This window comes from Prevotella sp. HJM029 (assembly GCF_000599605.1).
GTDB lineage: Bacteria > Bacteroidota > Bacteroidia > Bacteroidales > Bacteroidaceae > Prevotella.
Genome location: NZ_KK082662.1, coordinates 48467 through 72327 on the forward strand (window position 1 = coordinate 48467; position 23861 = coordinate 72327).

The window sequence follows — 23861 nt, forward strand, 5'->3', positions numbered from 1 at the left end:
ACTTTGCAAAGGTATGGCTTTTAAGAATTAACAACAAATAAACCCATAAGAAACAACATCAATCGTCATTTTTTTTATTAACTTTGCGACAAGCAAAAGGATAAAATTTTATCTCAATAAATATCAAATTAAATTATGAATTATTTATCAAACGACAAACTTGTCATCGTAGGAGCTGGTGGAATGATTGGCTCAAACATGGTACAGAGCGCTTTAATGCTCGGTCTTACACCTAACATTTGTCTTTATGACATCTTCGAACCAGGTGTGCATGGCGTGTATGATGAAATGGCACAATGTGCATTCCCAGGTGCTAAGCTCAGTTACACAACTGACCCTGAGAAAGCTTTTACGGGTGCTAAATATATTATTTCTTCAGGTGGAGCACCTCGTAAGGAGGGTATGACGCGTGAAGATTTGCTGAAAGGTAACTGCAAGATTGCGGCTGAGTTTGGCGATAATATTAAAAAGTATTGCCCTAATGTAGAGCATGTAGTCGTAATCTTCAATCCTGCAGATGTAACAGCCTTAACAACTTTGATTCATTCAGGTTTGAAACCCAACCAACTCACTTCGTTAGCTGCTTTGGATTCAACCCGTTTGCAGCAGGCTTTAGCCGAAGAGTTTGGTGTACAGCAAGACAAAGTAACTGGTGCACACACCTATGGTGGTCATGGTGAGCAGATGGCTGTGTTCGCTTCTCAAGTGAAAGTTGATGGCAAGCCGTTGAGTGATATGAATCTTTCTGCTGAGCGTTGGGAAGAAATCAAGCACCACACTGTTCAAGGAGGTTCGAACATCATCAAACTTCGTGGCCGCAGCTCATTCCAGAGTCCTGCTTACAATGCTGTAAAAATGATTGAAGCAGCAATGGGCGGTAAGGAATTTACATTGCCCGCAGGTTGCTATGTAAACAACGATAAGTTGGGCTTCAAGAATGTTATGATGGCTATGCCAACTACAATTGATAAGACAGGCGTACACTTTGTTGATCCAACAGGTACAGAAGAAGAGATGGCTGGTTTGCAAAAGTCTTATGAGCATCTTTGCAAAATGCGCGATGAAATCGTAGAATTGGGCATCGTTCCTGCTGTTGATCAGTGGAAAGCAATGAATCCTAACCTCTAATTGTTGCGCAAATATACGCATCGTGCACAATTAGGTAGCACGTAAATAATGAAAAGAGAACTGCAACATAAAGCTGCAGTTCTCTTCTCTTTTGTCTTCGATGATGATACGAACTTGGGATAACTCTACTATGAAAATCGTTATAGCGCTTTGATTATTTAACACAAATCGGTAGATCTCAGGTTCATCATCTTGCCTTACATCTTATCTCCCTCTTCTAAAATAATCATCTTGTCTGTATGTGTAACCAGCCTGTCAAGGCTTATTTTGGTTACTGAGGGCAGCTCCTTATAGGTGAGGTCCTTCTTCATCTTGGTCACATAGCATATCTCTTCTGTAAGTCGCTGGGACTATACATAATGAACGTACGGGGTATACTTTATGGAATGAAAACTTTTACTATTTCAGATACTCCAAATAAAAGTCTTTGATTTCCAAAATGATTATGGAAAGTTATCTTCTTATACTCCACTTTATCACTCTTTGGAAACACCTTATCCCACTTCTGTGTCATCTCAAGTTTGACTGTCTCTTGTATAGGTGCCTATTTGCTATTTGTCTGTGCATTACTCATCATTGATATACTTAATAATGTTGTTAAAATTAAGCTCTTCATATCCTTAATACTTTATATTTAAACTGCTCTTACTAACCCCTCTATAACAATCGTTTTTAATTTATTCCTAAGCCATTTTATGTTACATGTCAAATGCTGCATAACATATTGCTGCTTGTTCTTTCAAAGACTTGTTTTGCGCAAATAGGATTTTATAATCTTTAGTATTACAACGCGATAGTAATTCCTTTAACCTACCTTTTTGTTTTTCTTCCAAAGCAAGAGAATCTTTATCAAGAAGCACCAATAATATGAGATTACTCATTTGTGGAATCATATTATATTGCCCTATTATATTGCAAAGGTAATCAATATCAGCTCCATTGGAAGAATAAGATGGTATAATTGATGTTTTAAAAGCTGTTGAGTTAAATATTTTACATAATTCTTGAATAGTGATATCTGTTTCTTTCAGCGTTATAAAAGGAAAAAGTAAAATTATAAAATCAGAAATAGCGACCATTCGATCATAATGAAGTTTCATTAATTCTCTACGGAACTCTCGTTTATGCTTGCTCCGATTACCTTTATTTATTAAAACTTCATTAATAGCAATTTTTTTAAGCTTTTCTTTTACGATTAGTGGTAATTGATTAAATGATGGAATCGCGCCTCCATACTTTCGGATGAGCACTCTATTATATTCTAATTCTTTACAAGCGTTATAACCAAACATATCTCTAAAGCACTCTTCTTTAGTTTCTGGTGTAAATCCATAAAATGAAGAATGCCACAAACAACAAGCTGCAATTTCTGGTAACGAAGCCTTTACCTTTTTATCTATAACAATCTCTTTTGCAAGAGCACATTCCCATACTTCTCCTTCCAAAGAGCAGGCAGTAAGATATGTTTCGCCATCTTCTTCATCTAACACAATGGTAATTTCTCCATTATCAGCATTAGTATGACTTTTAGATCCTATCATATGTAACATATCATAGTGTACCTTCATCCAGCCCATAGAGGATTTTAATGAAGGATACATTTTATATAGCCATGGTTCTATCTCTGAGAAAGGTATGCTTTCAAGTAATTCTTTATAAATCATCTTGCAATCTTAATTCTTCGACTTATCTTCTCGCAGATTTTATTAAGAGTAATGCTAATACACATGTCAACTTTTTCAACATGCTTGTGACTAAATCTTTTAGATTAAAAATCTAAAAGGTCAAATAGGATATCTATTTCTTTCATGACTTTCTGTTCTATTTTCTCCTTGGTGTTGCCAAAGTCTGTAAGTTTTCGAAAACCAAGCCATCCTTTACAACCTTTATACTCTTTTTTCTTTAGCTTTTCTATAACAATGTTATCATTAGGATTTATTTGAGGTTTCTTATATTTATCTTCATAAGCTTGGCGGACATAAATACAACTATTAGCAATTGTAATCCCATATCGTGCATTTTCATCTTTGCGTATCCTATTCCCATTATTGTAAATGTAGGATTCTTTTCTTTTAAGGATAGACTGTTCTATATTTTTTGTATCAATATTGTTTTTTATAGAAACAACTTTCTTTCCATTTAAACGCTTATGATATGCTTGAATTTCATTTATACAGAAAGACTCTAGGCTATTAAGGTCTATCTCTTCAATACTTTTATAATTAAAGACATAAGAAAAGAATTTTGCAATTAGAGTCCTTTCTTCTGTTGTTAGAGGTGCAGAAGGATGTGGAACTCCAAAACATGGTATACCGTTGAATGTACCCATATATATACGCGCCATTATAGGATTATGTTTCTTATCATATTTGAAAGAAAGACCATCCATTGGCATAGAAGACAATCTGTAAAACGCCTTCCTTCCACTTAGCCATACAATCATTTTAGGCTTAATTCTTCTGACTAAATCTATAGTCTGTGGAAGTGTAGCCTTTAGCAATGATTGGCTCAGTTCATTCTCCTTAACAGTGTTGAAGAAAGAGGCATTTGTTAGAACAAATCTACTTTCGTCGTCAAGAATATTAGGTTCCTCTATCTCTTTAAAGAATCTCTTTAGTTTCATGAAATAAGGCCAGGTGTGATGACGACTCCAATTTGTACAGTTCCCATACTGAAGATTTCTACCAAAATTCCCTGATATTAATTGTTCTGCCGTCATCCCTGTAGCTGAGTTTATTCCCCAATTTGGATTCTCAATCATTTGTTGGTAAGTACTGCCAGAACCTGGGTTAATACCAGCAATTAAAATATCAACAGAATTTACTCCTATAATTTTGTTTAAATCAGATTGAGTATAGAATGCTGGAGTATTTTCTCTACTACGATTGTCTGCTATCTTATTATACAGCTGAACCGTTTTTTCTCCCCATAGCAATAATTCTTCTTTTGTCATGTTTAAAGTATTTGTTCTCTGTAATAATTAATCCCATTTTGCTACCCGCTATAGAAAATCTATAGTCTTACGAGGTAAGCGTAACGCGCTTCTTCTTTTTCCAATGATGTCATGTATTTCTAAACACACAACAAAATTAATATTTTTATTTTATTTATATTGCTGCCTGATAAGACTTTTATCTTCCAATCTGTGTAAGAGAGATTATCTTTAATATGACATATTTTGACATTAAATCTTAAATATAAGCCATTTTCTAATAAAAACAAGCATTTTGATAATGCGTACTATTTGTAACTGGAATACAAGCCCCATAGCGTAAAAATTTCTGTATAGCCCATAGGCAAACAGATTACAGACTTTCAATTTGTTTTTACCGGACGGCAATATTTTAAAATGAAATGTGGGATTGCCCATGTAAAAACAATCCCACAAAGTTGATGCTTAACCTAATAATCTCTCCAATTCAGCTAGCTCTTCTTCTGTCGTTGCCCACGAAGTAACAAACCGACAGATTGTGTGATGCTCATCATATTTTCCCCAATGGGTGAAAATCACTTCTTTTGCAAGGCGATTTACCTTCTCATTCGGCAGGACAATGAACTGCTGATTGGTTGGGGAATCAATATAAAACTCATACCCTTTACGTTTAAAAAGCTGTTTCATGCGTTCTGCCATCTTGTTGGCATGACGCGAAACAGTGAAGTAAAGGTCGTCAGTAAAGAGTGCTTCAAACTGACAACCAATCAGTCTACTTTTCGCCATGAGCGCTCCGTGCTGCTTAACAATATTGAAAAAGTGCTCGTGAGCATTGTTATGTGTGAAGACAACTGCCTCTCCACAAAGCGCTCCCTCCTTTGTTCCACCAATATAAAAGACGTCACAATGGCGTGAAAGGTAAGGAAGCGTGATGTCACTCGTAGGAGCTGTCAGCCCGTAACCAAGTCGGGCACCATCAACATAGAGTGCAATATGATATTTTTGACAAACCTGATAGATATCATCCAAATCCTTCGCGCTGTAAAGCGTGCCATACTCTGTAGGCATAGTGATGTAAACCATACCTGGATAGACGGAGTGTGCAGCATTATCATCATGCAGAAAATCATCCATGAGCAGGTCTAATGTCTTAGCTTCCATCTTCCCTTCCTTACCAGGAATCGTGATAACCTTATGCCCTGTGAACTCTATTGCACCAGCCTCATGCGTTGCAATGTGCCCACTATCCACAGCTATCACTCCTTCATAAGTGTGCAGAATGGAGTCAATGACTGTAGCATTGGTCTGCGTACCACCTACAAGGAACCATATTTGTGCGTCAGGATTCTCACAAGCAACCTTGATTTTCTCTTTAGCAGCATCGCTATATTCATCATACCCATACGAAAGAGTCTTTGTCTTGTTTGTATCTATGAGCCTTTTCAGCACTAATGGATGGGCACCATTGTTGTAGTCGCTTTCAAATGATATCATATTTTTTCTCATCTTAGGTTGCGAAATTAGAGAAAATCTCCTAAACCTCAAAGCGAAACAGCAAATATTTTCTTTCTCCTATATCTTATTCCCAACAAATATCATTCGTAATATTTCACTTGCCGGTTGACGCTTTCATTAATAATGCTCGCAGTGCTACTGCAAGCGTCAAAACATAAAAAATAACGCTCGCAGCGTTGCTGCAAGCATTAAATCTTAAGGAATGTTACTTGCAGCGTTACTGCAAGCAATAAAACCTTTTCTAATAGAACAAAAAGAGCTGGGCGAAAGGCTGAGGGCTGAGCGAATAGGTGTTTTATAAATCATTGATTCCAACTATAGCATTGCAAAATAATAGCGAGATGACCAACTTTTTAGAAAACGTTCTTGTCTCAAGCTCGTTTAAGAATAAAACGCTATGCCTGATTTTCGTGGCGCACTTGCTCCATCGCTTTTTTCACTGAGCCATACATGAGAAGCAATCGTTTTGCATGGTCGTAGTCAAGACCTAATTCATCAACGAGCATACGTGTGCCTCTGTCGATGAGTTTTTTATTGGTCAGTTGCATGTTCACCATTCTATTGCCTTTCACACGTCCCAACTTAATCATGATACTGGTGGAAATCATGTTGAGAATGAGTTTTTGCCCGGTTCCCGATTTCATGCGTGAACTACCCGTAACAAACTCGGGACCGACAATCATCTCAATAGGAATATCACACGCTTCGGCCATGGGCGAGTCGGGGTTGCTGGTGATACAGCCCGTGAGCATACCATGTTGACGAGCTTGTTTCAATGCTCCTACGACATAGGGCGTGGTGCCCGACGCTGCGATACCTACCACTGTGTCGAGCTTTCCAATGTGGAAGGCCTCTAATTCCTCCCATCCACGATATTCATCGTCTTCTGCATTTTCAACTGCATTGCGCAAAGCAGTGTCTCCACCTGCAATCAAACCAATAATATGGGTGGGCGGAACACCAAAGGTTGGAGGTATCTCTGAAGCATCAAGCACACCTAAACGGCCACTTGTTCCTGCACCCATATAAAAGAGTCGTCCACCTTTTTGCATTCTCGGAACCACGGCTTCTACTAATTTTTCTATCTGGGGAATGGCCTTTTCCACCGCCAACGCAACCTTTTGATCCTCTTGGTTGATGTCAACCAACAACTCATGAATGCTCTTTTCCTCTAAATGGTCGTAGAGAGAGGGTTGTTCTGATATTTTAACGAATGCCATATTGATTACTCATTTGTTGTGTGGTATGCAATAAGTCCTTCCATCGGTGCTTGGATAATCTTGCCCATCGTCATCTGCTCCGCTTGCAAAGCCTTTGTCAATGGTGCTTGGAAATAGTGTGCAATAGAGCCAACAAAACCAATAGGCAGTTGTTCCCAGCCCACATATTGTTTGACATTCCGCACTAAGAAACGACGGAAATTGCTTTCTACTAAATCGAAGATAGCTTGGTTGTCGAGGTGTTTTGACAAGAAAGGTACGAAACTTGCTAAGAATCGGTTGGGAAATTTCTGACGATATACGCGGTCAATAAATTCGGCATTGGTCAGCGAGTATTCGGCATGGAATGCATCGATGATGTCTTGTGGCAATTGGTTTTTAAGCACATCACCTACTAATGTTCTGCCCAAGACGGCACCACTCCCTTCATCTCCTAAAATAAAGCCGAGCGGAGAAACGTTGGCTACAATGTCTTTTCCGTCGTAAGCACACGAGTTACTGCCTGTACCTAAGATGCAAGCAATGCCTTGATGATGGCCACATAAGCTACGTGCAGCAGCCAACATGTCTGTTGCCACTTCGCAAACACCAGTAATGTTGAGTTGTTGGTGTAGTGCATCAGCCACGATGGGACTCTTTTCTTTGGTGCAACCCGCTCCATAAAAGTACACTTCTTCAAGATTCTTCGTGGGCAGATGTGGTAGTAAATTCGTTGCCAATTCATTTGCAATCTCCTCCGTTGTTTGGAAGAAAGGGTTTGTTCCGGCTGTTTTTACGGTAGCCACTACCTTACCATGATCCACCAAGCACCAATCGGTTTTGGTCGATCCACTATCAGCTAATAATATCATAGTTTAATAAATATATGTTTCTTATAAAGATAATAACCACAAATCCAGGTTAAGACCACAAACAGCAATGCCCATACCAAAGCGGCATTCTGCGTGCCTATGCAGGGTTGCATCACGTCTGTAAAGAGCCATCCCTGCAAGGTTACGCCCCGAATGGAGGCGATGGAAAGAGGAATGAGCAATAAGTCGGCCCACACATAGAGTGCTAAAGGATTGACACCAAACACTCTAAAGAAGGTAATAGCACGGCTCTTGACACCTTGTTTGTCAATCACCCAGCTCAATAGGGCTAAGGTTGTTGAGGCCAATCCACAAGTGACAAGTGCAAAAGTAGGCGTCCAAAGTTTTTTACTGATGGGGCAACCATAACTTAATAGAAAGCCTAAGAAGGTGAGCACTGCACCATAGATGAAAAGCCTTTCAATTTTGTCATTGAGGGAATCTGCTGACATCACAACGCGTCCCACACAAAATCCTATCAGCACATGACCTAAAGCGGGCAATGAACTCAATAGTCCTTCGGGGTCAGGAATATCCCATTTGTAGAGATGTTGACGACCTAAGATGGCCTCGTCTATCACATTACAGATGTTGGATGCATCGTGTGCAAAACCATTTCCTAAACATAACACCACGAAATAACCGATAAAAACAGCTGCAATCAGCCATGGAATGAATCGGTGCTTGACACTGAGTGCCACGACGGAGGCAAACACATAGCAGAATGCTAAACGCGGAAATACACCTACCAAGCGGATATGGTCAAAGACATTGGCTGCTGCAAATAAATGGGAGAAGAAAGGAAGCGTAGCGTAATCTTCATTAAACAGGCCACGACAAAACATCATCAGCCAGCTAATTGCAATGCCAATGGCATAGAGAAGCATGCCGCGTTTGATGATTTTCTTTGCGCAAGGCCAAGACCATTCAAAGTCATATTTGCGTAAGGAGAGATAGGTTGTGATGCCCATGATAAACATAAAGAATGGAAAAACTAAATCCGTTGGTGTCAGTCCTAACCATTCAGCGTGTTCCAAGGGCGTGTAAACAGGCTCTCCGCCAGGATTGTTAACCAAAATCATTCCTGCGATAGTTATACCTCTTAGAATATCAACCGCCTCAATTCGGCTTGTCTTTTGTGTAGCCATTTGTTTTATTTATAAAGGTAATATTTCTTAGAAAGTTTCTTGAATGCCTCCACGTCCTTTGCCCAATAAGGCTGAACATCGCTCCATTGATGATGCTTTAAGAATAATTCTCTAATCTTTTTGGAGCCGCAAACCTTGTTAAACATATCGGTTCGATTGCCCGATTCGTTCAAAATATCATGAGAAGGATTCAATTTATAAAGTTCTTGCAGTATATAAAACTGCACGTCACAGAGCTGCGCACGCGTGTAATCTGTGATATAGACCTGTACACCCTGCACTTGTTGACCTTTGAATTTGCTATAGAATGGTGCATAGTATATTGGTCGAAAACAATAGCCCGGCAGATGAAGTGCATTCATTCGTGCGGTTAATGCATCGGCATCAATCCATGGTGCACCAAACACTTGGAACGGAAGCGTGTACCCTACACCAATATTTAAGCTGTCTAATTCGCCAACGATGCCTGACATCGCATAGAAAGGAGCAATCTCTGCTTGTGGAATGTGTGGTGAGGCTGCCACCCATTTTAATTTTGTAGTAGCATAGTCCATTTTCCTTTTCCAGCCTTTCATCTTCACAACTTCGAGCGAACAGGGATTTCCTAACATGTGCTCGCCATTCAAGAGTAGTGCCAACTCACCCACAGTGAGCCCATAGATGTAGGGTATTTTAAATGCACTTACAAATGAAATGCAGTCATCATCTGTAACATTCCCTTCAACCTTCAATCCTCCCAAGGGGTTAGGACGATCTAAAACAACCACTTGTATATTGTGCTTCGCTGCAGCTTTCATGATGTTTCCTAAGGTGCTGATATAGGTAAACGAGCGACAACCAATATCTTGAATATCATAAACCAGCACATCAATATCTTTCAACATCTCGTCTGATGGTTCGCGATTTGCACCATATAGTGAATAGATGGGCAAGCCTGTTTGTGCATCTTTGGCATTCCCTACATGATCTCCTGCGTGTGCATTCCCGCGAACGCCATGTTCGGGACCAAATAATGCAACTAATTTGACATTTTTGGCATCATGCAGAATATCAATGGTAGAGCGCAGTTCTTGGTCTACACCTGTAGGATTGGTGACTAATCCCACACGTTTTCCGTCTAAAATCTTAAAGTTTTGTTGTTTTAAAACTTCTAAGCCTGTTTTCACTTTCGCATTTAAGAATCCTGTAAAACAAAGACCTATTGCGAGGGAGAAGATAAATTTTTTCATCTATTTTTTTTCAATTACCTTTCGTCCATAGTTTGCATTGATTTCTTTTTTTACCACAATGGTCACAGCAACCGTAGCTACACAGCAGACCATCACCATCCAAAAGAAGCCCTCATAGCCCAGCCATTCTTGCAGATAGCCTGCAAACATTCCAGGAATCATCATGCTTAGTGCCATAAAAGCCGTACAGATTGCATAGTGAGCAGTCGTAAATTCACCTTCAGAAAAATACATCATGTAGAGCATGTAAGCCGTGAATCCAAAGCCATAACCAAATTGTTCGATGGCGACACAGGTACTGATTATCACTACATTTGTGGGATGGAACATGCTCATATAAACGAAGGTGGCACAAGGAAGGGTCATAAAAAGAGCCATGGGCCATAGTGCTTTCTTCAATCCCCAGCGTGAAGATGCCACACCACCAATGATGCCTCCCAATGTAAGGAAGAACACACCGATGGTTCCATAGATAATACCTACTTCGTCAGTTGCTAAAGCTAAACCACCTTTGGACTGAGGATCAAGTAAAAAAGGATTAACCATTTTGAGCAAGAAGGCCTCAGGAAGGCGATAAAGCAACATGAAAACGATGGCTAAAAGTACGCCAGGTTTTCGTATGAATGTAACAAAGGTGCGTGCAAACTCTTTCCAGATAGCTTGTGCTTGCTGCTGTTGACACTCTTCTATATGGCGCATTCCATCGGTTTTAGGCTTTGGAAGAACAAATGTGTGGTAGAGGCTTATAAGGGTGAAGATTACGGATGTAATAGCCATAGTGAGTGTCCACGAGAGCGGGATGTTATGGGAAGTACGCTCAATGTAGCCAGCAATATAGACCAAAACACCTTGTCCGAAGATAGAGGAAAGACGATAGAAAGTGCTTCTGATACCTACAAAAAAGCTTTGTTGTTGCTGGTTGAGTGCCAACATGTAAAAACCATCGGCGGCGATATCGTGTGTAGCCGAAGCAAAGGCCGTTACTATGAATAAGATTAATGTGAACGTAAAGAGTGAAATCGGTGTTGCCTGTGATGTGATGGTTGCTACATCTGGATGTGGAATACTCAGCGTGGTGAGGATAAAGGCCACACTCATGAGGATTTGCATGGACAGAATCCACCAACGTTTTGTTTTTAAAATGTCAACAAAAGGACTCCATAGCGGTTTGATTGTCCATGGAAGATAGAGTAAACTGGTGAAAAGAGCCATTTCACCATTGGGTACTCCCATCTTTGTAAACATAGTTACCGAAATACTATTAACGATAAAATAGGGTATTCCTTCTGCAAAATAAAGCGTAGGAATCCACATCCAAGGTGAGGGTTGATTAGCTTTCATGCGACTTTGTTCTTGAAAAGGTGGATGGGGTGTAGTAAAAGGAAGCATTGTTGTGTGGCGCATCCTTTTACTACGTCCACCCATCTCTTTTATACTTCTTTATTCATTTTTAAACGAGCCAATAGCTCCCAAGTGCGAATGCGATCTTTATAAGTGTTGTTTCGATTTTCTTTTTCAATGCTCAGTGCGGCATCTGAATTGTCATCCCAACGTCTGCAACAATACAAAACGTCATAAATTCGACCTATCTGATAGTAACGAGAGATGGCCAAGCCTAATGCATAGTCCTCACCATAGTTAACATTGGGAAGTTTCACTTCGCGCAGAATGGGGGTGAAGAAAGCACGAGGTGCACCTAAGCCATTGATGCGGAGTGCATTGTTTCGACCATTCTCAGGAGTCCATTCTCTATGATCTATCTTGCCAGGAGGAAGCATATTCTTGTGAATGTCTGTCAACATATAGCTACCTATCACCATAGCGCATTGTTGTTCATAAAAAGCATCGACAAACTTTTGTAAAGTGTGTTCGTCGCTATACACGTCGTCGCTGTCTAATTGCACGATAAACTGGCCGCATTGAGGATGATGTGCAGCCATATTCCAGCTGTTACCAACACCAATATCGCGTCGGTTGGGGATGAGGTGAATCACTCTTTCGTCATTCTTATATTCATCGATGAGCTCTGTCGTTCCATCGGTTGAATGATAGTCGGGACCATTTTCAACGATAAAAACATTAAACTTGAAGTTTGTTTTTTGACTTAAAGCACTTTCGATAGCATCACGGATGGTGCGAATTCTGTTGCGCACAGGAATCATGATAGAGGCTTCGACATCGAAGGGTTCAGCTTTTAAGTCAACCGATTTGAAAGTGGGTTTAAGATAGGCACCAATTGCTTTGAGGTGTTCTGTAGCTGCCGCTTCCATCTCAATCTGTGATGCCCGGTTACGTGGGTCAACATAATCGAAGAGTTTCTCGCCTGTTTTTCGGTTGTCGAGTTCCACCTCACTATAGAGGAATTCATTAATATGTTCAAATCTTTCACTGATAGATAATTTTAATCTTAGGTCATAAAAACCTGCAGCTTGATAGGATTGTGTCATGTTGGCAGCTGCCTTTTTCAGTGCATCGGTGCGGAAAAGGAGCACAGAACCAAAATCAAAATCATCGCGTAAGCTGCCTTGTTGGTAATCAATCACGGGTGCTTCACTACGCACACCCTCAGCAGAAATGTTGTAATGATCGGCATAAACCATGCCCGCTCCTGTGCATTCAGCAATGCGTAGCATGCGTTCCAAGGCATAAAGACCCATTTCCATGTATTGCTCTTTCATGTAGACGAGCGTGTAAGGAGCTGTTGCTGTGGCTGCAATCTGACGCATTGTTTCACTACTTTTCAGAGTGTCGATGGTCAATGTGCAATCAACTCCAGTAACATTCTCTGCTTTCGTTTGTAAAACAACGATTCGATTTACATGGTCATCACCTTGTAAACTGGCCAATGTTTTATTCAGTGCTTCGGCAGCTGCCATAGGAATAAAACAATCTACAACTTGTTTTTTGTTCTGCATATCAATTTTTTATTTTTGTTTTTTATTTTGTTTGTATTTATTTTTTTTATAGTCTTCAGCGCCATAGCTAAAGATGTTGTAATGTCTTGTTGTCTATTCTGTAGGGAAAGCATAGAGATTGCAGTATAATATGGTGCAAATCGTAATGCAATGTGGTACAGATTGTTGCATCATTTGGTATGGATTTCAACGATATGATTGATAGACACTTTACGTTTCTGCCTACAAATGTAGTACAAAGATTTTAAAAAGCGGCGGGTTGAAGCAGATAATTTAAAATCATTTGCATCAATTTTGTTCGACGAGGTGTCTCAATAATTGTTTCGAAGGGAATAGCTAAGACTATCGAACGCCAATGGTCGGTTGCATTTCCACCGAAGACAACCCCTGCACTTTTATTGTTTTCAGGATAGCGGAAGGCTGTATAAGCACAGGAATCTGCTGGTTCTATGGCATCTGGAGACTCAACTGCATATACAGAAGAATTAGGTACAGAGGCATAAGTCAATGTCAAGGTGTTGGCCGATAAGGGAGATGTTACAGTAGTAAACTTGCCTGTTATAGCTGCTTTATCATTGCGCCATTGATATTTTAAGATGTCCTTTGCGAAATTAATATCTTCTTTTTGGGATGCGGATAGGGGGTTGCACCAAAGGTCTGTGCCGAGATAAGCACCAGATACAAATAGGTTTCCTCCAGCTTTGCAATAGTTTGTGATGGCTTGTTGTAATGCGGATGGGAAGGTTTTGAAATGGAGTTCTCGTTGTGGTTGTATGCGCCCTAATTTACTTTGTTTATTTTTTCCAATGATGATGTCAATCGCAGCAAATCGCTGTGTGTCGAGCATTCCTTGTTGGATAGCTGCATCTCGTCCTGCAGAAACGAAGCTATAGCCTGCTTTTAGGATGGCATCGCCATGTAAACGAGGATAATCAAAGGTGTTACCTGCAATAGCTATGCGCTCGAAATTAGCCTGACTATCACCAAAACCTGAAGCATCATCGTCCGTCCATGGAATGGAACGGCGGAACTCTTTTTGCTTGCCTACGAATGAAATTTGTTGTAGATAAGGCACACCATTGTCGCTCTCAGCTAAGAAGCCAGCCCATTCGTCGTCGCTGCTGCAAAAGTCATCGGGCGCACTAATGCGGTCAAAGGCATTTATAATTAAGATGGGTTTAGCATTTGAATGAGGTGCTATGCCCACGCTTAATATTTCGGAAGGGAAGCTGATGCCACCATCATTCAAGGCACAAACCTTAAAACTAATGATGCTGTCTGTTGGTATTTCGGTTACGAAACTGTTTTTGTGCACCACAGTCCCATTATCAAAACCGCCATTTCCAATTCTCTGATACACGACGTAGTGTTTTGCTGTAGCAGTAGGTTCTAAAGAGTCTGGAGTTGCTTCCCATTGTAACAATACACGATTATTTTTCAAAAGCTGTGTAGAAAAGTGCTGTACGGGTAGCGGTTGAACTACATAATTATAGCCATAGGAGTTGCTCAGGAAGCGTAAGATTCCTTTATAGATGGCGCGACTTACAGCAAACTGAAAGCGAGGGTCGTGCCCATAACGCATGTCTGCAAAGTTCTCATGTGATAAAAGTTCGAGTAGCATCGCAGGTACGCGTGGTGTCCAAGCTTCGAAATAGCGTTGATCCCACATGCCACGACGACTCCATTTGGGTTCGAAGCAGGTGCGAATATCGTGGACAATAGAAGACTGTACGAGATCGCAGAGGTCTCTATTGGCCTGTCGACTGCTACCATCGGCAAAGTGTCCATTATAGGTCTGGGTATCATAGATGCCTAAAGTGCCGATGATGGAGTCGCCATAAACGGTTCCTGCATCACTATGAAAAGCAAAAGAAAGGTCAATGGGAATGTTTAGCCCTTTGCCTTCGGGCCATGCTTTAGTGCCTGCAGCAAGATAATTTACCCATTGACCACGTGATTTGTAGTCGTCTCTATAGTCATCTAAACCATGGGAAGGAGAGTAAATGCTATCGGGAACACCTGCCCATTGCATGGAATAGCGTGCCGCTTCTAAATATCTTGGGTAGCCACTTACTTGGTAGGGATAGACCATTGCGGGTTGATAGGCATTTCGAGGCTTACGTCCAATTTGTCGATCAATCTTTCCATCATAGGCAATGCTGTCGCCATTGGTTGTGCGTGCGATATTGCCTTGCCCACCACCTAAGCGGAGTGCATCGGCCGTGATGACGCTATTGTTTTGTTTAGAATAGTTGGTGAGTACAACTTTCGCTGTCTTCCCTTGTTGAAAAGGGAAGGTGCCGAGATAAATCCATGTACCACCCCCCATGCTTTGGTTTACTAATAAGGTGGTTGTACCACCGCTATGATGGATGGTATAATGGGCATCTGTGGCGCTGTTGGGTAGCGACTGGTAGGCCACATAAACGGCATAATCGCGCGATTGTGGAATATTTGGGCGCCAGCAGATGCTACTTACCGCCTTTTTATTGCGTGTTGTGGTGGCAACACGATAGGTTCCTTCATGAAAAGGGTTCTCGAAATCGTGGTATTGTGGACGCAGATAGGCAAAGCCTGGTGCCTTTCCTGTAGTCCAAGGCTGTGCACCAGTAGTCTCAGTGTAATCTTTCTGTGCTACGCCTCCGTCATTATCAACGATAACTTCGAAAGGGTTTACGTCACGTTCACGTGGGGTGAGGACGTAGGCTCCGGCATTTTCGAGCATCGGAATGAGATAAGGCAGCACGTATTGTTGGGTATATTTGTCTTCAACGGTTTGCAACATACGTGCTCGTTGCCATTGCCATCGGTTGCGTCCAGCTTCGAAATAAAGTCCATGGCTTTGCCACATTGCGATGTTTTTGCCTTCAAGTCCGTGTGCAATAGCGTAGGGACGATTTTGATTTTTCACCAATGGAACCGTAGGATTGTAGGTGAAAACCGTGGGCTTATCAGCTTTCTTGCGATAAATTCGGGGTATTAAATCATAGATATTTTGTTGTCCGGCCATCACAGATACTACACGGTGCTGAAGAGAATCGGGCAAGATGGCTTTGATTTTCTGCAGAATTTCGTCACATTTTGCGGGGGTAAACGAAACGTAGGAGAAGTCACTTGTGACATAAATATGCAGCGATTGAGCATTGTTGTGGATGGAATCAATGTGTAAGGGACGCATACTGATTCCTGAAATGTACTGATTGAGTATTTTTTCGAGGGCAGTTTGCTGATTGTTTGAAAGCGATTGAGCCGAACTCTCCGCTGAAAAAAGGAATGCGAAAAGCAAGGAAAGTGTTGCTATTTTTGTCATTACACGAATAAAAAAACTATCGCAGCCTGCAGCAAACAGGCTGCGATAGTAAATAAACGAAATTAAATAGGAGTTCAATTGAATAGAAATCGGAGGGGATTACCAACCTATATTTTGCTTCATACCTGGATTCTGATTCAGTGTTAAATCATTCGATGGAATGGGGTATGAGTAATATTTAGGCAGGAAAGTGCGCGTGGCAGTTGTCCCAACAAGGTAATTGCCATCGACGGTCAAGCCGGTTTGGTCAGCAACACCACTCACATTGGCACCTCGATTGATATTGGGATGGACATTGCTATCTAATTTATCGAGTTGATGCCAGCGCAATAAGTCCCAATAACGATAGTCTAAGTCGCACATCAGTTCGCATCTTCGTGTGCGACGGATTTCCCAAATGAGGTTGCTTACACCCATATTGTTGGCAGGGTCGGCAGCAGGTGTCAGCGTCAATGCCGGTAATTCCGCTCTCGTTTGTAAGAGGTTCACAGTGTTATCGAGATCGGTTTGGGTGATAGTGCCCAATTCTGCCTTTGCCTCAGCCTCGTTTAACAGGACAACAGCATACCAAAACAGTGGTATATCAGTGTAATTGGTATTGGTGTTTGTACGATAATACAACTCCAACTGTGGGTTATCGTATTTATATATAGTATATCCCGTTGATGAAGTCATCTCTGCTGGGAGCGGACCATCAGGTGAAGGTTCGTTACGAATCCAGCCATGATTTTTGAAACAGATGATGGGATCAATGAGTAAACTCAAACGCTTATCTTTATTTTGCAGCAGATGGGCGATGGAGTAATGACCTTGCGCATCAAGCTGTGCTTTATCGTTTGTGTTTAAAGTTGTTGTTGCAAGTGGACGACCATCTTTGAAAAGGAAGGCATCGACAGCATCTTTCGTGATGCCACGCTGCGTGGTCGAGCTGCTGGTGAAGTCGCAAAGGCCGTGCATTTTGACATCCTTTTCATAGTTGTTGTAGAAAATCACTTCGTCATTTGAAGATAGATCCAAAGAATTGTAGATGGTGTAGATTTTACCTTTTGCATCGGGTGTCCATACGTTAAGTGTGAATTTTCCGGATGTTCTCAAACTTTCGGAAGCATCAACACAAGCTTGGAGATAGCGATTGGCACGCGTCAAGTCGGGTGCTTTGCCATTCTCTGCCAAGGTTCTGTACTTGCAAAAAGTTCCTTCATACAGGCAAACATCACTCTTCATGGCCTCTGCAAATTCTTTGCTCCATTCCGTTTTGTCGGATGTGTTGCTTGGAATGTTGGCAATAGCAAAGTTCAAATCTTCTAGAACTTTATCCATTACAAGGTCACGATCGGTGCGGGGGCCATAGACTTCTTCGCTTTCCAAATTGTCAATAACATGGTCTTCCCACTGTACATCGCCATACATCTGCACCAATTGGTAGTATTCCCAAGCGCGATTCAAGCGTCCGATAGCTTCGTATCGGGCTTTTGTTGCATTGGGGAGTGTTGAAATTTTCAAGCCATCAAGCATGTAATTGATTTGGCGTATATTCGTAAACATACCCGACCAAACGCCTGATTTGTTAGGGACAGTGGTGTACGTCCAGTTGTCAAATGACGGATTAACTTGGTCATCATTTAAGCTATTGAAGTAGAAACTGCTGGCAGAACCATAGAAACCATAGAATGCGTTGCTATAGCCTTCCACCTGATTTTCATTACTCCAAAACGCTTTGTTATTTAAGAACGTATCGCGTGGATCCTTATCTAATAAGTCGTCACAGCCAGCTAACAATAACGATGCAGCTGCAAGGACACAGAATATTTTTGTTTTCATATTCGTTTCGTATTAAAGTTGTTATTAAAGCGTTACTTGCAAACCTATTGCCCAAGAGCGAGTGATAGGCAAAGTGCGTCCCCAACCGCCATATTTCACTCCGTCGCCGGTATTGATTTCTGGGTCGAGTGGTAAATTACCATTGCCTTTGTGCAGTAGGAACAAGTTATTGGCACTCACGTAAAGGCGGAGGCTTTCAACGTAAGCTTTTCGTGTGAGCTGCTTAGGAAGTGTGTAGCCCAAGGTTACATTCTTCAAGCGGAGATAAGACATGTTGACCAAATATTTGCTTTGTGGATAGTAGTTGTGACTACCTCCGCCATCAGCAAGCGCCGGAACATTACCTTTGTCTTCATTGCCTGGCCACAAACAGGGATAGTCATTGCTTTCGCTGATATTGACGATTCCATGGTCAGGATCATAGACATTGTACTTGGTTTGGTTGGCATAGAGTGCTAAATCGGGATTTCTCATCAATGGGAAGTTGAATGCCGATATATTCCAAACAGACCGTTTGCCTACGCCTTGGAAGAATAAATCAAGGTCAAAGCCTTTGTAATTACCACCGATGTGGAAGCTATACTCGTATCTTGGCAAGCAGTTGCCAATGACTTTCAAATCGCCATGGTCTTCCAATGTGCCCTTTCCACCATCGATTTTACCATCACCATTGAGATCTTTAAACTTAATATCGCCAGGACCATATACGAAGTTACCTGTCTGGATGCCTTTTTGATCGGCAATACCTGGCTTGTAATTCCAACTTCCGTCGGGGTTTTTGCTGGTGAAATCATCGGGAGTGAAATAACGATCGGTCTCAAAACCCCAAATGTCGCCCCATGTTTCGCCTTCGTAAGCATAGGAAACGTCGTTGGTGTGTCCGATAATCCTCTTGGAGTTGTTCCATTTCTTCACTTTTACTTTCGAATCGCCGATGCTGAAGTTGGCATACAATCCAAAGTCTTTCTTGAATTGTTTGCGCCATGCTAAGGTTAATTCCCAACCACGAGAACGTAGTTCGCCCGCATTCGTATAAGGTGCGTTGGCACCCACTGCCGAAGGAATGGCGTTGCCGGGAGCTAACATATCTTTAGTCAATCGTTCGAAGATTTCTGCGGTCAGCGTGAATTGGTTATCTAAGAAACCGAGGTCAAGACCAAGGTTCTTGGTTTGAATGCGTTCCCAAGTGAGCGATGGATTCACCCATGTTGGCCTGGTGAACATATTGCGCTTTCCACCTTTTTTGTCGAGCCACATGAAGCCTAAAGATGATACGTTATAGGCTGTTGTTGTGGAGAGGAACATATTGCTGCCCACAGCCTCGTTGCCAATTTCACCATAAGAGAAGCGCAGTTTACCATTTGAAACCATATTTTTCAGATTCTTCCAATAGGGCTCTTCTGTGAAGCGATACCCCAAAGAGAAGCTGGGGAAGAAAGCCCAACGATCGCCGGCACGGAACTTACTCGAGCCATCGTAACGTCCGTTGAGTTCCAACAGATAGATGCCTTTGTAATCATAGTTGATACGTCCGAAATAACCTGCTGACGAGTGGTCGTCTGTATTGCTATCGATGACGGCATCTTTCATTTCGCCATAAGCTAAATTCAGCTCGGGGAAAGCCTCGTCATAGAGCTTTTTGCGCATTGCCGAGAAGTAATCGCTGGTGAAGTTTTCGCCGTTTACACCCACCATTACATTCAGGTTGTGCGTGTCGTTAAAGCTGTGGGCATAGTTCATATAGGCATTTGCCACCCAGCTGTTCGATTTGCTGTTCGAGCGTGTAGCGTTGGCGTTGGACGGAGTTACGATGTATCCGGGCGCAGTTCCAGCCCAGTTCATGCCATAAACGCTATGGTCGGATGTCTTACTGTTGAAATTATCAATCTGATATGTGTAATCAACATTCAGGGTTAAATCTTTTGTGATGTTCGCTTTCAAGAAGGCATTCATGCGCAGTGCATCGTGTGTTGATACCCGGCGCGAGGCCTGCTTTTGCAAGGCTATCATGCGGTTATCGTATTGGGTTCCGTCGGCTGCCTGGAAGATGCCGGAAGGAACGAAATACGATCCCCAACGCCAGATATACTGATAGATGTTGGTCCAAGGATCGGCGGCGCTGAAGTGGCGGCGCGTATAGTTGAAGCGGATGCCCGCTTTGAGCCAGTCGGTGAGGTCGGTTTGCAGATTGAGCACGGCATTATAGCGGGTACGTTCGCCGGGGTTGAACTTCATGATGTCTCTCTTCGCGTCGTAACCTAACGAAGTGTAGAATGTCGTGCGGCCCGATGATCCCGAGATGCTCACATCGTGTGTCTGTGCCGGAGCCGCATTGTCATACCATATCTTGCGAATGTCATAGTTGGCATAGTAGAGCGGAGTTCCATGGTCGAAATAATAGTCGCCCACATTGTCCATACTTTGATAGGGCTGCATCAGCGAGTAACCCTTCTTGCCGCCGTGCTGTCTCTCCCAGGCTTCGGCATAAGGCAGCAGCTTATCGAAATACATACCAAACAGTTCGGGCGTTGTTTCGCCAGCGCGTTTCTTACCGATGAGACCGGCACGCAGCTGTTCGGGAACGCTAGGATAGTCGGGTAGCACAGTGGCTTGGTCCCATGAAAACTGTCCATTGTATTTCACAGAGATGCGGTCGCCTTTCTTGGCTTGCTTCGTATTGATGAGGATAACACCGAAGGCGGCGCGTGCACCGTAGATGGCTGATGACGATGCATCTTTCAATACAGAGATCGATTCGATGTCGTTGCCGCTAATCATCGACAAATCGTCGGTGGGCATACCGTCGACCACAATCAGCGGAGCCGATTTCTGGCCGTTGGAGAGGGTGCCTAAACCGCGGATAGAAATAGATGGATTACCTTCCAAACTACCGTTGTTGCTCAAGATGGTGAGGCCGGGGATGGCTCCCTGCAATGCTTTGGCCACATCTTGTTCGGGGCGGCTGCCGAGCGTCTTATCCACATCGACACTTGCTACGGCACCGGTGAGGTTTACCTTTTTCTGTTGGCCATAGCCCACAACGACGACTTCGTCTAATAGGGCATTGTCGGGAACGAGCTTCACGCTCATGTTGCTTTTCGCCCGCTGTTCAATGGTTTTATAACCTAAGAATGAAATCTTGAGTTTGGCGGAGCCATCAACATTCAGTTGAAAGGCACCTTTATTGTCGGAAATAGTTCCGCGCGTGCTGCCAATCTCTGTGATGCTTGCTCCCACAACAGGCTCTCCATTCTCATCGACGATGATGCCCTTAACTAAGATTGTTGCAGGATGTTGAGCAACCATCAAGGGTGGTTGCGCCGCGAAAGCGAGTCCTGCCCCTGCATGACATGACAGCCAAATCGCTCCAAAAAGCACAATGCGTTGTTTCATAAGCTTTGTTTTATTGTTATGATATAATGTTGTCGGGTGCCTTGAGGAGGGTGCGGTAGGCAGCGTCGTCGTTGACACCTTTTGTTAATAGAAACTTTTGTAGCAAATAGTTTTATTGACGCAAATTTGCAAAAAAAAGAGGAGATATGCAAATTTATCTCCTCTTTTTTTTGTTGTGTATAGAAATTCTTTCTATAACAATCGCGTCTTATGCACGAAAGTGGCGAATGGTAGACTTGTCGTATATAGGTTTTGTCTTGGCCTATCCTTTGAGGCTGAGGGTACGCATGGCGTTGAGCACGGCCAGTACGGTGACGCCCACGTCTGCAAAGACTGCCATCCACATGCTGGCCCATCCGACGGTTGCTAACACGAGCACGGCCACCTTGACGCCGATGGCGAAGATTGCATTTTGATGTGCGATAGCGATGATTTGTCGGGCGAGGCTGATGGCGCGTACCACCTTTGAAGGCTTGTCGTCCATGAGCACCACGTCGGCAGCTTCAATGGCTGCATCAGAACCGAGACCACCCATTGCAATACCCACGTCGGCACGTGCCAGCACGGGGGCATCGTTGATGCCGTCGCCCACGAAGAGCAGACTGCCGCCATTGCGTTTCTGCCGCATGAGCAGCTCTACATGCGCTACCTTGTCGGCGGGTAGAAGCTCGGTAGCCACTTGATCGATGTGTAGTTCGCGGGCCACCTGCTGTCCTACATCGTGGTGATCGCCGGTGAGCATCACGGTCTGCTCTACACCCATGGCTTTGAGTTGTGCGATGGTTGCAGCGGCATCAGACTTCAGCTCGTCAGCGATGACGATATGCCCCATGTAAACGCCCTCGACAGCGATATGCACCACAGTGCCCTTGAGATGACAGGCATGCCAATGCGCTCCCACGCTGTCCATGAGCTTAGTGTTGCCCACGCACACCTGTTTGCCATTAACTCGTGCGCGGATGCCTTGTCCAGCCACCTCCTCGGTTTGCTCCACTGTGCAACCATCGGCTTCATGCCCAAAGGCTTCGCGCAACGACTGGGCGATGGGGTGGGTAGAGAAGCGTTCCACGTGGGCGGCGAGGTGGAGCAGTTCGTGTTCGCTAAGCTCTGCGGGATGAATGGCTACCACACTGAATGCGCCGCGCGTGAGTGTGCCTGTCTTGTCGAACACCACGATTGTTGCTTTGGCCAGTGCATCGATGTAGTTGCCACCTTTGATGAGAATGCCTTGTCGAGAGGCACCGCCGATACCGCCAAAGAAGGTGAGCGGGATAGAGAGTACCAATGCGCAGGGGCACGACACTACAAGAAACGTGAGCGCGCGGTTAAGCCAGAGCGGGAAGCTACCTGCAAAGTCGCCCGAAAGCAACGGAGGAAGTACGGCCAGCGCCAGTGCCAGGTAGACTACGATGGGCGTATAGACCTTGGCGAAGCGTGCTATGAATGTTTCGCGTTTCGACTTGTTGGCTGAGGCATGTTCAACGAGTGCGATAATCTTCGATACGGTAGACTCGCCAAATGGTTTCGTCACCTTCACGCGCAGCAGTCCATCGCGGTTGATGCATCCCGAGAAGATGTTGTCGCCAACGGCCACACCACGCGGCATGCTCTCGCCCGTTAATGCCACAGTATTGAGCGTTGAGCATCCATCGACTACCACGCCATCGAGTGCTACTTTCTCTCCAGGTTGTACCACCATCACTTCGCCAACGGCCACTGTGGCTGGTGTCACGGTTAATAGCTGTCCAGCGCGTTCCACATGGGCTTCGTCGGGACGCAAGCTCATGAGTGCCGAGATGGAGCGCCGGCTTCGTCCCTCGGCATAGTCTTCGAAGAGCTCGCCCACCTGAAAGAATAACATTACGAACACGGCTTCGGCCATCTCTGGCTCGCCGCCGGGCAGAAAACCGATGGCTAAAGCGCCGAGCGTAGCTACGCTCATGAGCAAATCTTCGTTAAAAGGCTCGCGCTCTATAATGCCCTCCCATGCCTCGGCGAGTGTTTCGTGACCCGCGAGCAGATAGGCGGGCAGATAGATGAGCAGCAAGAGGCTCATGGGTAGCGTCAGTGTGTGTTCAATCACCATTGCCGCAGCGAGCAACACTGCAGCGGTGACTAACTGGATGATTTTTCTCCGTTCCATTTCGTTTGTGAATTGATTTCTACTGCAAAAATAGTAAAAGTTGGTTGCAACTCGGTTGCAAAATGTCTCGGTTTCTATCCCTCTTATATATAATAAGGTGTAAAAAGTGTAATTTTAAGCTTTTGCTACGCTCGCTGCGTTTTGAAAATTGGGGCATAGCCACAAGGAGAAACTCAAAACAGGGTGCAAACAATAGATAGAATGGATCTACTTTGGCAAAAGTAGTCACAAACAATAGATAGAATGGTACTACCTT

14 protein-coding genes are annotated in these 23861 nt (G+C 43.3%); 1 reads left to right on the top strand and 13 read right to left on the bottom strand.

Translation table 11 applies throughout. The annotated features are described in order from the left end of the window. Nucleotides 1-135 precede the first annotated feature (135 nt). Nucleotides 136-1128, top strand: a complete 993-nt coding sequence (locus X919_RS0107890) for a malate dehydrogenase (protein WP_028899649.1) — start codon at nt 136-138, stop codon at nt 1126-1128. 698 nt (nt 1129-1826) lie between these two features. Here X919_RS0107890 and X919_RS0107900 read toward each other — a convergent pair. From X919_RS0107900 to X919_RS0107970, 13 genes are all read right to left on the bottom strand, one after another. Beyond that, on the bottom strand, nt 1827-2792 hold the full coding sequence (locus X919_RS0107900; RefSeq protein WP_028899650.1) for a hypothetical protein: 966 nt from the start codon (nt 2790-2792) through the stop codon (nt 1827-1829). 104 nt (nt 2793-2896) lie between these two features. Further along, nucleotides 2897-4081, bottom strand: coding sequence for a uracil-DNA glycosylase family protein (locus X919_RS0107905; RefSeq protein ID WP_028899651.1), 1185 nt, complete (start codon nt 4079-4081; stop codon nt 2897-2899). Nucleotides 4082-4525: 444 nt separating this feature from the next. Then, a complete protein-coding gene (locus X919_RS0107915) occupies nt 4526-5554 on the bottom strand; it encodes a threonine aldolase family protein (RefSeq protein WP_028899653.1) in 1029 nt (342 codons plus the stop codon). Between the two features lie 416 nt (nt 5555-5970). Next, on the bottom strand, nt 5971-6795 hold the full coding sequence (gene murQ, locus X919_RS0107920; protein WP_004379822.1) for an N-acetylmuramic acid 6-phosphate etherase: 825 nt from the start codon (nt 6793-6795) through the stop codon (nt 5971-5973). A 5-nt stretch (nt 6796-6800) separates the two neighbouring features. Then, nucleotides 6801-7646 (bottom strand): BadF/BadG/BcrA/BcrD ATPase family protein, encoded by an 846-nt coding sequence (locus X919_RS0107925; RefSeq protein ID WP_028899654.1) that lies wholly within the window; start codon nt 7644-7646, stop codon nt 6801-6803. Then, nucleotides 7643-8794, bottom strand: coding sequence for an acyltransferase family protein (locus X919_RS0107930; RefSeq protein WP_028899655.1), 1152 nt, complete (start codon nt 8792-8794; stop codon nt 7643-7645). The genes X919_RS0107925 and X919_RS0107930 overlap by 4 nt, the downstream gene beginning before the upstream one ends. A gap of 5 nt (nt 8795-8799) precedes the next feature. Next, on the bottom strand, nt 8800-10023 hold the full coding sequence (locus X919_RS0107935) for an exo-beta-N-acetylmuramidase NamZ family protein (RefSeq protein ID WP_028899656.1): 1224 nt from the start codon (nt 10021-10023) through the stop codon (nt 8800-8802). Continuing rightward, on the bottom strand, nt 10024-11364 hold the full coding sequence (locus X919_RS0107940; RefSeq protein ID WP_028899657.1) for an MFS transporter: 1341 nt from the start codon (nt 11362-11364) through the stop codon (nt 10024-10026). An 89-nt stretch (nt 11365-11453) separates the two neighbouring features. Next, nucleotides 11454-12938: a glycosyltransferase family 2 protein gene (locus X919_RS0107945; protein WP_028899658.1), complete on the bottom strand. Its 1485-nt coding sequence runs from the start codon at nt 12936-12938 to the stop codon at nt 11454-11456. A 244-nt stretch (nt 12939-13182) separates the two neighbouring features. Next, on the bottom strand, nt 13183-16248 hold the full coding sequence (locus X919_RS0107955) for a golvesin C-terminal-like domain-containing protein (protein ID WP_028899659.1): 3066 nt from the start codon (nt 16246-16248) through the stop codon (nt 13183-13185). 99 nt (nt 16249-16347) lie between these two features. After that, nucleotides 16348-18069, bottom strand: a complete 1722-nt coding sequence (locus tag X919_RS0107960) for a RagB/SusD family nutrient uptake outer membrane protein (protein WP_028899660.1) — start codon at nt 18067-18069, stop codon at nt 16348-16350. Nucleotides 18070-18093: 24 nt separating this feature from the next. Next, nucleotides 18094-21462: a SusC/RagA family TonB-linked outer membrane protein gene (locus X919_RS0107965; protein ID WP_028899661.1), complete on the bottom strand. Its 3369-nt coding sequence runs from the start codon at nt 21460-21462 to the stop codon at nt 18094-18096. 262 nt (nt 21463-21724) lie between these two features. Further along, the gene (locus tag X919_RS0107970; protein WP_028899662.1) at nt 21725-23605 is read right to left on the bottom strand and encodes a heavy metal translocating P-type ATPase; all 1881 of its coding nucleotides are present in this window, start codon (nt 23603-23605) and stop codon (nt 21725-21727) included. Nucleotides 23606-23861 lie beyond the last annotated feature (256 nt).